A 12,854-nucleotide genomic window follows, 5' to 3' on the forward strand; every position below is an offset into this window, starting at 1 on the left:
TGTTTCATCCGTCAGCGTCAGCACGATCACTTTTTGAGAGTATTGGATTACAGAGATGGCAGAAGGCACAATCAAAAGAATCACCGACAAAGGATTCGGATTCATCGATGACGGCAGTGGAAAAGACATGTTCTTCCACAGCTCAGCACTCGAAGGCGTTGCATACGACGACCTTCGTGAAGGTCAGCGAGTGACTTACAATGTGGGCCAGGGCCCTAAAGGACCACGTGCGGAAAACGTCCGCACTGCGTGAATGGAAATTGCTTCGGCAATTCCTTCAAAAAACACTCTGACATAACTGAAAGTGCGGTGCTGATTTGAAAGCAGAATTAACACTTGTTGGTTCTCTTTCCGGGTCAGACTGCCTTTCAGGTATGTTCGAGAATTTTAACGACAGCGACTGGCCACATTGAAACTTACAGCCTGACGGATGTTTCGCATCGTCATCTGACTATTGCAGCCACGCTTATAATTCATCAGGTCGAATTTCCTCCGTGTGCCGACCTGCTGGTAAAGCGTGTATCCAAGTTTATGTTGTCATCGAGTGGTTCCAAATCGGATCGATTGCGGTCGCCAGTCCGCTGTTGTTTTCTTTTCAGGATCGGACTCGAGTTTTGAAAGTCCGCGAGTATGCTTCCGACGTGGCTCGTTGTCCTGTTGTGCGCGGTAGGTGTGATCTTTGTCGCCATCGTGTGGAGATACTTTTCACTGTGGCTGCAGGGGCTTGTCTCTGGAGCACGCATTGGCCTGTTTCAACTGTTTTTAATGTCTCTGCGAAACGTTAATCCGCGAGTCATCATGCAGTGCCGTGTCATGGCCGTTCAGGCAGGCATTGACAATATCACGACTCAAGCGATGGAAGCCCAATATCTCGCTGGCGGAGATGTTCTACGGCTGACTCTCGCCCTCATCGCGGCAAATCGCGCTGGTATTCCGCTCGATTGGGAAACAGCAGCAGCGATCGATCTGGCTGGACGCGATGTTCTGGAAGCTGTGCGAGTCAGCGTGAATCCCAAGGTGATCCGCTGTCCCGACCCGGAAGTTGCAGACCAGGACACACTAGATGGTGTCGCAAAAGATGGAATTCAACTCAAAGTGCGCGTGCTCGTCACCGTTCGCACAAACCTGCTTCAATTGATCGGCGGAGCAACTGAAACAACTGTCATTGCACGCGTCGGTCAGGGGATTGTGTCAGCAATCGGATCGTGTGACACTTATCAAGACGCGCTCATGGACCCCATGGCGATCTCAAGAGAAGTGCTCACCAAGGGACTCGATTCACAGACTGCTTTCGCGATCGTCTCGATCGACATCGCAGATATCGACGTGGGCAGCAACATCGGCGCATCTCTGCAAATCGACCAAGCCAATGCTGATATTCGAATCGCTCGTGCAGCTGCTGAAAAGCGACGCGCGATGGCTGTCGCTTATGAGCAGGAAATGCGTTCTCGTACACAAGAGAACAGAGCGAAAGTGGTCCTCGCGGAAGCCAAGATTCCAGTAGCAATCGCGGAGTCTTACCGCGCCGGAAAATTGTCAACAAACATTCGTCGATTAGAGCTTCCGTATCGCCGACGAGCTCCGCTCCTCGTCACTGACAACCGACGTTCGGCAAAAGCACCGGCCAACTAAAGGTATTCCGATTATCTATGCCGTCGTTGTTTCAGAAGAAGCGGAGGCAGCATGCGGCCAGTTCACGAAAGTGTTCATAGTGCTCGCTGATGATCTACTCAATTGGAGGGAGATCAGGAAAACACGGTGACACCAAATGAAGGTCTGCTCCAGCCGAACGGATCGCTTCCAAGACTGCCGTTGATTGGTGAGCACTCAAGTTGTACATCGACATCAGGTTGTTCGGTTCCAACTTGACGAGTCGGCCAGTCAATCGACGTTTGAGTGCCCCTGCTCGGCGGAGTGTCGAGACTTCGTACCGCAACTGGGTCTCAAGTCTTCCGACAGTCTGACAGACGCAAATGAAAAGTTGCGAATTGGACGAAAATTCAATCTCGAAACCTTCAGAGTCCGAAATGCGCCGTCGTCAGTTAGATTCCTCCTTAGTCGAGTGATTCGGGGAAAATCTTGAAGGCGAAGTTCCGGGAATTCGGCTGTTGATCACCGGGTTCTGAACTCCGATCGATCGACCTTCCGCACCTTTCAGCGACTTCTTGAACTTCAATTCAGAGATAACGTGCGGTCATTCACGCCATCGATCATTGAGAAGAGTCTAGTTCTGGACTGGAAAAACAACTTTGGGAACATTGAGAAAAACACGTTGACTTTCGTAAACGGGCAACTTGATACTCGCTGGGAACATGTCGAACCCTTCAGTCTTAGAAGTGTGAAACGATGGTGTTTTGCATGCTGCTGAATTCATTTGATTTTATGGGGAGATTTGCAGTGAGAAAACTTGGGCATCTACTCGTTATGGTCGCCATGGCCACCGCGACCTCGGTTTCCGATGCTGGGATGGTGACGAAGACGTTTACCGCAACCGTTGACGCTTCCTCGCCGTTTGCAGGCACAGTCGGTACAGGATCTTTCACGTACGACGATTCACTTCTCACTGGAATCGGTGATGAAGAGATTGATTTTTTATCCGGTTTGATGATTGAGTTTACGATTTTCGGCCAGACGTTTACAGAATCAGACGATATCGACCTGCCTGACGAACCAAGCCTCGAATTCCTGGACGGAGTTCCAGAGTTTTTGGATTTCATCATTGATGAACGTGCGTTCGTAACGAACCCTGTTCCGATCATTGAACCGAATGTTGTCCGCATCTCCTTTGGATCTCTCACCCCCGCTCCGATCGGTGGCCCAGATTTCATTTCAGAACTGTCTGTCGAAGTTACTACGATCCCTGAACCGACCAGTTTTGCTCTATTCGGCCTCGGAACTTTAACACTCTTCGCTCGTCGATCTCGGCGTCAGGGAGTGTCCAACTCTTAATCCGCTGAGTGGCTTGTTGTGTGACAGTCCGTCGAGATTCTGATAGAGGATCACGCGGATGCATCATCGAATCGATGTATCCGCGTGACGCTTCATTCTTTCAATTTCGAGGCCACTGCACACCTTCTTGTTCGTGGTCGAGGACATTCCGATCGCCCATGCCGTCGTTGTTTCGGAGGTAGTCTCTGGACGGCTTAAGGCAATTTTGGTGAGCACTCAAGCTATTCTTCAGTACCAGGTCATTCGGTTCCAAGTTGGGAGCCAGCCAACATCGACAGAACTCGGCAAAGCAGACATCATTCATCGGTTCAACGGGCACCAATGCGGCTCGCACGCCATCGCACCCGATTGCTTGAACGAAAGGGGCTGTGGGACCACACGACTTCGGAACCTGGCTGAATTGTCACATTGCGCGCTCTTGCCTCCTTGTGATCTCCCAAGCAGAAAACATGAGAAGTCAAACCCCAGCGACAGAATAAATGGATACGCCTTCATCGGTACGTTTAAGCACAGCATGGCTGTTTCTTGATCGAATTACATCAACGCATCAGCACGTAACAATACTTGATACGCTTTTCATCGCGTCAAAACCATTGTCACACGCTGCGTATCGATGAAACTCGAGTCTCTGAGATGATTGCTTCTTTTTGAGTTGCCGCTCGTCATGCCGGTCGTTATTGTTCCGCCATGTTTACGCCACCTTGACTCTTCCGCGACCGGCCAACTGATGCACCGCATCACAGAAGTTGCCGCGCGACTGTTTCTTTCACAGTCCCTCTGAACGCGACGCGATTTCATAGTCAAGCCTCTTTCACTGACCTCTTCCATCTGAAGATCGGTCACGCACAACCACTACTGTTCGCACAATTACCGTCCGTAAATTTGCTGTCTCAGCGCAAAGCTCAGCACGTTGCAGCCTGAATACCGCACAGAAAAGACCATGCTCAATTTCTTTCGTCAGAATTCTGAGTCAGTTCGAAGCGATCTTCTCTCGGGGATTACAGTCGCGTTGGCACTCGTTCCCGAAGCGATTGCTTTCGCATTTTTGCTCGGCGTTTCCCCACTCATTGGACTTTACTCCGCCGCGTTCGTTGGCCTGATTGCCGCCGTGTGCGGTGGTCGTCCGGGGATGATCTCGGGAGCAACAGGAGCGATGGCTGTCGTCGTCATCGGATTGGTTTCCGAACATGGAATCGAATACCTCTTTCCGGCAGTGATGTTGTGCGGTGTGCTACAGGTGCTGGCTGGCCTGCTGGGTCTTGGAAAGCTCATTCGAATGGTTCCGCACTCAGTGGAACTGGGGTTCGTGAACGGATTGGCAATTGTGATTGGATTAGCACAGCTGGGCAGTTTCAAAACGCTTTCCGGCTCCGGCGAATTGGTCTATCTCAGCGGACCGCGACTGGCTGTAATGCTCGTTCTGGTCGCTGTGACAATGGCCATTATTTGGCTTCTCCCGAAATTAACTCGTGCCGTCCCAGCTTCTCTTGCAGCGATTGTTGTCGTGACGCTTCTTTCACTCGGGATTAATCACAACATCGAACATGTTGAGGGGCAGCACTACATTGCGACAGTGGGAGACATGTTGCGAACGAACCTCGCCGCAGCCGAGAATTCCACCGGACATGGTTCGCATCACTCAGAAAGTGGCGCGGCTGATTCAACGGAGGAGGTTGCCGTCGCAGTGAATGAAGTCGAGGCAACCGAAAGCGGTGAGACGGTTGCTGACGAACTGGCTGTCGCTGCTGCCTCACCGAACTCGGCGCGAGGCATCAGCGGTTCACTCCCGTTGCCGTTTTTCCTGCAGTACAAGTTGGTTCCATTCAACCTCGATACATTTTGGATCATCCTGCCGTATTCAATTGTTCTGTGCGGCGTCGGCCTGATTGAGTCGCTGATGACTCTCTCCCTTATCGACGAAATCACCCAGACACGAGGGCAGGGAAACCGAGAGTGTTTGGGGCAGGGGGCTGCGAATCTCTTTTGTGGCCTGATGGGTGGAATGGGCGGATGTGCGATGATTGGTCAGTCGCTGATCAACGTCAACTCCGGTGGTCGAGGGCGTCTTTCCGGAATCACTGCAGCAGTCGCCTTATTAATTTTCGTGCTTTTCCTCGGACCGCTAATCGAACAGATTTCCATGGCTGCCCTTGTGGGTGTCATGTTCATGGTCGTCATCGGAACATTCGAGTGGGCGTCAATTAAGATGTTCGAAAAAATGCCGACGAGCGACGTTCTCGTCATGGTTCTCGTGACCACTTACACCGTCGTCATGCATGATCTCGCAACAGCTGTGATCCTCGGGATTGTTGTTTCGGCACTGGTTTTTGCCTGGAAGCATTCGACTCACATTTTTGCCGACGTCAAATTCAATCAGTATGGAAGCAAAATCTATCAGCTTCACGGCCCGCTCTTCTTCGCATCGGTCAGCTCATTCAAAGACCTGTTTGACTTCGAGAACGACCCGGACGACGTCGTGATTGACTTCTACTTTTCGCGAGTCTACGACCAGTCAGGTCTTGAAGCGATCAACTCTATCAGCGAGAAGTACGACAACGCAGGCAAACGTCTTCACCTGACTCACTTGAGTGAGGAATGTCGTCAGCTGCTGGATCGTGCAGGCGAGTTCGTCGAAGTCAACGTCTCTGAAGATCCTCACTATCATGTTGCAACAGATCGGTTGGGATAGACAATCTTCGAGTGGTTCCAGTCCGATGAAGCTCGTTCGTGGACTCAGTATGAACACGTGTCATCCTCCCATTGAACCGAATGAGATACTACGCAATCTCTGCCGAGCGTTACGATCGGATGGATCAGAGTCCGTCTGATGATTCTGCCATTGCAAGTATGCAGAAGCCCCTCGAACGTCAGAATCGCGTCCGCGCTCTGAACTTCTTCCTTGATTATCCGTCCGAAGCATGGCAGGCTGAGTGGGTCGATCGTGTTTCCGTGAAATCACTTGAGGAGGAGCTTCTGTGCTGTCTCTGACGCCATTCGCTGTGCGCTCTCATCTCTGGAGTGTCGTTCTTTTTTGCGTTCTTCCGATCGGCCTGCTGGCAGCAGATGAACCGTCACAACAATGCTTTTCGATCGAATTCTTCTACGACTCCGGACAGAACGAAGCTGCGGAACTTCAGGCGAAGCTGCGCGAGTTTGCAGCCCAGCGAGGTGGTTTGATTCTCCACTTCCGTGACTTGAACGAATCTCCGGACGTGAGAACGCGCCTCGACGAGATCGCTAAACACTTCCGACTTGCCGATGTCAAACTTCCGGCTGTCTATGGGATGAAGTACGTCGCTGCAGACATTCAGAGTCCGGATCAACTCGAAACTCGGCTCAATGAAATCTTGAGGATGACCGCATATGTCCGAAACGGCTGTCCTCACTGTGCTGCAACGAAAGCGTTCCTCGCCAAATACGGCTCGCGTTATCCCGCGCTTGAGATCGTCTACAAAGAAGTGATCACCAGTCAGGCTGCCAATCAGGAAATGCAAGGCATTGTGCGACGCTACGGACAACGGGCCGCTAGTCTTCCGGTCATTCACTACTGCAATGGATTGACGATTGGGTTCGATCGCGAATCGACGACCGGAAAGCAGATCCTGCAAACGCTCGACTATTGGTCACGCAGTTGTGCGAGTCAAAAAAAAAGTTCAGCCGAAACAGTGAACGCGAACTAAACGATTCGCAGCTTCTCTCTGATCACTCACCTTCGACGCCGAAGGAAATTCCTCTTCACGGTCGTCCGTTCGATGGCTCGACAGTCTTTCAGTTCGTACTAAAGACTCCACGAGCACAGCTTGCGTACGCAGGCGGGTGGCTGATCTCATTCGTCGCCGTTCTGACTGCGAGTGATGGTGAGCTAGACTTGCCGCCGCCTGATACTGATTCTCCACTCCCACTTCCCGCCAGCGACTCACAACTTCCCGTTCCAGGCGGTGATCTTCCACTTCCTCCGCCATCCTCGGGGCCTTCAGACCTCCCTGTTCCGGGGGATTCACTGCCTCCACCGCCGGGTGGACAAGAAGGCGCGCCCTCAATCGAAGGAACTGGAGAAGATGCACCGTTGCCATATGATCTGGACACGAGTGGCCCCTCTGACAAGCAGACCGTGGACCTGCCCGTTTTCGGTCTGATCAATGCCCGCGAAATCGGAATGCCTGCCTTCACAATCGCTATCGGGCTGGTAGATGGATTTAATCCATGTGCAATGTGGGTGCTTCTGTTCCTCCTTTCGCTTCTCGTGAATCTTCAAAGCCGAACAAAGATGTTCGCCATTGCTGGCGTTTTCGTTCTCATCTCTGGATTGGCCTACTTCGCATTCATGGCGGCCTGGCTGAATGTCTTTCTGCTCATCGGATACCTGCGAGGAGTTCAGCTCACTCTGGGAATTCTCTCTGTGATCGTGGGGGCAATTCACATCAAAGACTTCTTCGCGTTTCGCCAAGGTGTTTCGCTTTCCATTCCCGATTCGGCAAAGCCTGGCATCTACGCCAGAGCGAGAAAAATCATCACAGCCGAGACAATGTGGGCAGCTCTTGCGGGTGCGGTCGTCTTGGCAGTGCTCGTAAATATTGTCGAGCTGCTGTGTACAGCTGGGCTTCCAGCGCTTTACACGAACGTCCTGACGATGCAGGGCTACTCCGCGTGGAAGAACTATGCTTACCTGGCTCTGTACAATATCGCTTACATGTTTGACGACAGCGTCATGGTTGTGATCGCAGTCGCCACTCTCGGCAAGCGAAAGCTTCAAGAGAAAGAAGGCCGCTGGCTGAAGCTGATCAGCGGACTATTGATCTTCATCCTCGGAGTTCTGATGATCTTCAAACCAGATTGGTTAGTTTAGAGCACTTGATCATTCAGCGGAGTTGAGAAAACTCACTATGTGATCCGCCAATTGTTCAATTGGAGTTCTTTTCCAGACCCGACAGTCTTCGAGCGGAGAAGTGTCGTCAGTGACGACAGCATGAATCGTCGGATCGGAAGTAATTAATGCCGGCTGACCGACAGCTTCACGCCACACTTCGATCTTCGCAGCGGTGGTGTGTTGATTTCCTTCGATGAGAACGAAGTCACATTCATTAAATGCAGGTGACATCCACTCAAGAGCTTGTTCGCGCGAGCAGTCTTGATGATCACGATAAACAGCCGCCATCTCCGGTCCGATCAGCCCAACGACGCGCGCCCCCGCCTGACGATGGCGGAAGGAATCCTTCCCCGGGACATCGAACTCGTGATGGTGGTGTGTGTGTTTCACCGTCCCGACGTTCAGACCACGACCGGTGAGTACCCGTACGAGATCCTCAACGAGTGTCGTTTTCCCGGAGTTCTTCCTTCCAATGATGTGCAGCTTCCGCATGGCAATCACCAGATCATCGCATTCCGTGAATGCGATCCTGTAATCATCATTTTCGAACAAGTCGAGAGCAAATGATTCCTCCCCAATCCTAACCCGCTTTGCGAAGTTGCGGAGCAGGGGGGCCAGCGATTTCTGCATTGATAGGCATTTTGAGGACCTGCTCTTCGTTGAGATGAAGATCCATTTGTGGGAATGGAATCTCAATATCATTCGCGCGAAACGCGAGATCAATCCCTCGATTAATTTCGGTCAATGTCGCCAATCGATCTTTAAGATCCGGTAGATAGCAACGCAGTGTTAAATTTAAGGCGCTGTCGCCAAAGCTGTCAAAGGTGACGGATGGGGCGGGGTCGTCCAGAACAACTGGGTGAGCGATTGCGACTTCCTTCATCAACTGACGGGCTTTGTCGGTGTCTGTTCCGTAGGCAACGCCAACGGGAACCAGAAGGCGGTTGGTTTTGTTTGACAACGTCCAGTTCAGCATCCGCCCAGTGATGAACTCTTTGTTGGGAACGATATATTCTTTCTGATCGAAGTCGACGATCGTCGTGGCTCGAATATGAATCTTCGAGACGGTTCCGGTCACGGAATCGATCGTGACAACGTCGCCCACTCGAACTGGTCGTTCAAGCAACAGAATCAGACCAGAAACGAGGTTCGCGAAAATCTCCTGAAGTCCAAAACCCAAACCGACTGTCAATGCGGCCAACAGCCATTGCACACTCGACCAGCCGACACCAATCGTCTGGCAGGCAGTGACTACTCCCGCCAGGGTTAATGCATAACCTGCGATCGTCGTGACCGCATGCTTTGCTCCGTCATCCATCGTAAACGTGCGGAAAACAAGCACTTCGAGAACAGCTCGCAAATGACGACTGAAAACGAACGTCATCGCCAGGAAAATCACTGCGAAGATCAACTTCGAAATCGTGATCGGGACAGCACGAGTCACAAGCTGAGTTTCCGAACGTCCTTCTCCGATATCCACAACTTCAGTGACTTGGGCAGTCGTTCGCCACAACTCGACGTTGCTAACTGACTGCACTGCGGGAAGCACTTCAATCCAGATGTTCCACGCACCGACGAGAAAGACGACGATCGCCAGACCGCTGGCAAATCGACCGATTTGCTCGGAAAGATGATGAGGATGTAACTCCGGGCTGGCATTCTCGACTTCAACTTCCGACTTCTTGCCCGCCTGATTGTGTCGTCGATGGAAGCGGCTCGCCAACGCGAAACGATGGTTCGCAGCGGTCACCCATTTTTTGGCAAACGAGAACGCAGCCACAAGTCCGGCAGCGAGAAGAAGTGTCATCTCGAGACGGAACAGGAGTTTCTTGGCTGTGTAGTGATATCCCATGAGAGACAGGACAGAAAATGCTGTCGGTCCGCACAGAATGATTGCATTCACGAGTCGGAAGATCATTCTTGAACGCTTGTGGTTGCCGGTCGACAGCAAAGACGTGATCGCAGCACCGACTTGATACATAACAAACGTCAGCACGATCATTCCGGAAACGAACATGACTCGCCCCAACGACTGCACGTACTGACCGTCATTGAAGTGGATCGCAACACCATCGATCAAAACGAGTGGCGTCGTGAGAATCATGAGCGTCGTCAACGCGCGATAGACTCGAGCGGTGACTTCATCGGGCCAACCGAGGAAGAAGTCGCCGACTCCTCCGCGACGCGTGAGTTGTCGCAACAGCTCGATCGTCCCAGCATAGAAAGCTGCACGAAGTAGAGACGTCGCCAGGGCTGTGGAAAACTGATCGTTCGAAATTGCAAAGGTCTGAATTAACCACGATGTCAGCAAGATGGCGACAGGAATGGCAATCGAAATCAAAGCTGTTAATCCGAGTGCCGCTGGCATCGCGACCATCGGAGAGAGCTCATGCTTGTCGGCTCGAGACGTGATCTTTCGAAGCCATCCCAAGGATTGCCAACGCAAGAGGACAAGCAGGATACACGCAACAATGATCGTCGTTGAGAGTGCGGGACGTTGCACGAGTGCATTCACAATCGTGGTAACAACATTTACCCATTGTGATGGAGAGCCAAACTTGATTGCCCCTTCCAAAGCATGCTCGAACGTTCCCCATTCCGCGACTGGAGCACTTTTGATCCATAAGACCCGTTCATCAATGTAAGAGCGAAACTCTTCTACCAGTTTTGCGAGGTTCTGAGCCTGTACATCCAGATCGGCCAGATTTCGGAGTCCGGAGTTATAGTCGCCAATCAGGTCGCCAAGATACTTCCGACGATCCTGAGCGAGCGTCAGAGCCATCTCTTCGATCTCGGTGGATGAACCGTATTCTTCATGATTCTCTGCGAGAGATCTGGCCACCTCGACCACGTCACCGAAGCGGCCGCGCTCATCTTCGAGAAGCATCAACTCTTGTTGCCACTGAGCAGCCCGTTCAGCGGCTGATTTTCTCATCGCAAGAAATCGATCGACATTGGGAAGGTGATCGCGCTGATTAGTAAGATACAAACCAATCGCGGTCGTCAGTTCGTTCTGAACTCTGTCGACCTTTTCCTTGGCCGTTGCGTAATCCGTTTCCACAGATTCGAGTTGCTCAGAGACCTGTTCGAGGTCGGTCGCAATTGACGTCAGTTCATCCTGCAATTGCGTGCGTGTTTCGGTCAATGTGGCGTTTCGCTCCGCGAGCGTCCGGAGTGCAGGATGCGCGTCCTGCAACTTTCGTCGAGCTTCACGGGCTTGTGCTTCGGACTCAAGACGACGAGCTGTGGAGATCTGCTCCTTCCAAGCTTCCAGTCGTTTGGTCGCGTGTTTTTTTTCACGGACGAGGTTGTCGCGTTGGAGCGGAAACAAGTCCTTCAGTGCTTCATAACGAAGCTGTTCGACGTGATAGAGATCGAGCTGTTTTTCGAGCAGTCTCAGTTGGGCCGTCTGTTCTGTTCGACGAGCTTCGGCGACGAGAGGATGCTCTCCAGGAATTGGAGCTGCTCCGATTTGCGTTTTCAGTTTAGCGATTTTCTCCTGAGCCTGGTTGATGATGACAGGCATCTGCGGTTGGCGTTCGCTACGAACCTTGGAGCGAGACTCCCAGTCCTCCAGGCTCTTCGAAGCCGTGTTGAGCATTTCCTGCTCGACGATGAGTTGTTGTTCAAGAGTGGCGAGGTCAGCATCTCCTGCGGTGAGGGAAAGCGGTGCCAACTCCTTGCCCAATTTTCCCTTCTGCTCATCGATGGAAGCCGTCGCAGCGTCGATCTCAGCCTTGTAAGCCACAGCTTTATTGGCGGCATCTTCAGAGAGTTTCAGAAACTCCGTGGCCTTCGCGTAGTGCGAAAGGACAACAGGTTTGACATCTTCGGGAACCTCTGCGGATTCCGCGACAGATCGTTTTCGTCCGATTTCCTCCAATGTCAACTCGCTGGCCGTTTCAGCTCCGACACCAGATTCAGCTTGAGCAGTTTGAACAGGAGCCTCTTCAGCGGGAGCTTCAGATCCGGCATCTGTGCTTGCTGCTGGAACTGCAAGTTTCTCCAGTGGTTGATTGGAGTCCGAAGTAGCGGTTTCTCCGCTGTCGTTCACCGCCGCAACAGGAGTCACCTGCTGGTCGAAGTGAACTTTCGATGGCGCAGCTTCACTGGAACGTTCTTGAGATGGATTCTCCAAAGACTTGAATCCGCCTGCCTCAAACGAGGGAGTGTAGGAACGAATTGGAGTCGCTTCTTGGACGATCGGGGCCAGTTGATTCCCGGAAAAATTCTGCGGTTGCCCCGACTGCCAATTGAGTTCGCCAGTTACGGAATTGTTCGCGTTGGCGGGGTTTTCAATCTCTCCTGGCGATTCAGTCCGAACCGGTCGGCGCGATCGCATCAACGTGAAGTTGCCACTTGATTGTGATTCCTGTCCATTCCACGAATCGGAAGGACTCTGTGCCTGCTCAGTGGAGTTCTGCCCAGCTTGAGAAGTCCCTGAAAACCACCTGGTGGACCGATTGGCGGGAAACGTTTGCTGGCGGGGTGCGGATGAAGCGTCTTCCTCCGACTTTGAACCAGGAAGCGAGATCCAGTCCGTTTCGGTGAATTCCGAAGCGGCCGAATCAATGCCGAACGGCACAAAGTCTTGTGCAACAAGCCCGGAGCATTGAATCGTAAACGCGATGGCTGATGCAAAGAAGATCTGCGACAAGCTGCTGCGGAGAGACGGGAACAACATGGAATCTCATCGATTTGAGTCAGTAGAGCATTGGGGAATCGCTTCTCGAGGTCAAAAGAGCACTCATACGAATCGGGAAGCGTGGCCCTAAGTACTTCAACTGATTTTCTTCATCAATTGGAACTTAAGCTCAAGTCCTGCCACCGAATCCGCCGCAAAGCCTGATAGTTAACCATTATCCAACACCTCAGCCCCCAAGAAGTGAGGCAGAAGATCGGCACAAACCGACCTCGAAGCGGCAAGAATCGCCGATCAACCCGCGGGCTCAGCTGTGCTCATCAAAGAATCAACGTACTCTAATACGTCTACGCAAAGTTGACCCGCCCCACCTCTAGAAGCCTGGAAATGAGGCTA

At 52.2% G+C, this 12,854-nt stretch carries 9 protein-coding genes; 7 read left to right on the forward strand and 2 right to left on the reverse strand.

From position 1 onward, the window contains the following. Window positions 1-55 precede the first annotated feature (55 nt). The 7 genes from AB1L42_RS00830 to AB1L42_RS00860 all read left to right on the forward strand — a co-directional run bounded on the left by AB1L42_RS00830 (window position 56) and on the right by AB1L42_RS00860 (window position 7,795). On the forward strand, window positions 56-253 hold the full coding sequence (locus AB1L42_RS00830) for a cold shock domain-containing protein (protein ID WP_367050151.1): 198 nt from the start codon (window positions 56-58) through the stop codon (window positions 251-253). A 377-nt stretch (window positions 254-630) separates the two neighbouring features. Beyond that, window positions 631-1,632 carry a flotillin-like protein FloA gene (gene floA, locus AB1L42_RS00835; protein WP_367050154.1) on the forward strand — a complete coding sequence of 334 codons (1,002 nt, stop codon included), beginning with the start codon at window positions 631-633 and terminating at the stop codon, window positions 1,630-1,632. Between the two features lie 765 nt (window positions 1,633-2,397). Next, on the forward strand, window positions 2,398-2,949 hold the full coding sequence (locus AB1L42_RS00840; protein WP_367050157.1) for a PEP-CTERM sorting domain-containing protein: 552 nt from the start codon (window positions 2,398-2,400) through the stop codon (window positions 2,947-2,949). A 940-nt stretch (window positions 2,950-3,889) separates the two neighbouring features. After that, window positions 3,890-5,638 (forward strand): SulP family inorganic anion transporter, encoded by a 1,749-nt coding sequence (locus AB1L42_RS00845; protein ID WP_367050159.1) that lies wholly within the window; start codon window positions 3,890-3,892, stop codon window positions 5,636-5,638. 80 nt (window positions 5,639-5,718) lie between these two features. Continuing rightward, window positions 5,719-5,937 carry a hypothetical protein gene (locus tag AB1L42_RS00850; RefSeq protein ID WP_367050162.1) on the forward strand — a complete coding sequence of 73 codons (219 nt, stop codon included), beginning with the start codon at window positions 5,719-5,721 and terminating at the stop codon, window positions 5,935-5,937. Further along, window positions 5,925-6,629 (forward strand): glutaredoxin, encoded by a 705-nt coding sequence (locus AB1L42_RS00855; protein WP_367050165.1) that lies wholly within the window; start codon window positions 5,925-5,927, stop codon window positions 6,627-6,629. Before AB1L42_RS00850 ends, AB1L42_RS00855 begins: the two co-directional genes overlap by 13 nt. Continuing rightward, window positions 6,581-7,795, forward strand: a complete 1,215-nt coding sequence (locus AB1L42_RS00860; protein WP_367050168.1) for a hypothetical protein — start codon at window positions 6,581-6,583, stop codon at window positions 7,793-7,795. The genes AB1L42_RS00855 and AB1L42_RS00860 overlap by 49 nt, the downstream gene beginning before the upstream one ends. Before the next feature lie 9 nt (window positions 7,796-7,804). Here AB1L42_RS00860 and mobB read toward each other — a convergent pair whose 3' ends face one another. Then, on the reverse strand, window positions 7,805-8,308 hold the full coding sequence (gene mobB / locus AB1L42_RS00865; RefSeq protein ID WP_367050171.1) for a molybdopterin-guanine dinucleotide biosynthesis protein B: 504 nt from the start codon (window positions 8,306-8,308) through the stop codon (window positions 7,805-7,807). A gap of 88 nt (window positions 8,309-8,396) precedes the next feature. Beyond that, entirely contained in the window at window positions 8,397-12,500 is a 4,104-nt protein-coding gene (locus AB1L42_RS00870) for a mechanosensitive ion channel domain-containing protein (protein ID WP_367050173.1), read from the reverse strand. Window positions 12,501-12,854 lie beyond the last annotated feature (354 nt).

The sequence above is a fragment of the Thalassoglobus sp. JC818 genome, from assembly GCF_040717535.1.
Taxonomy (GTDB): Bacteria; Planctomycetota; Planctomycetia; order Planctomycetales; family Planctomycetaceae; genus Thalassoglobus.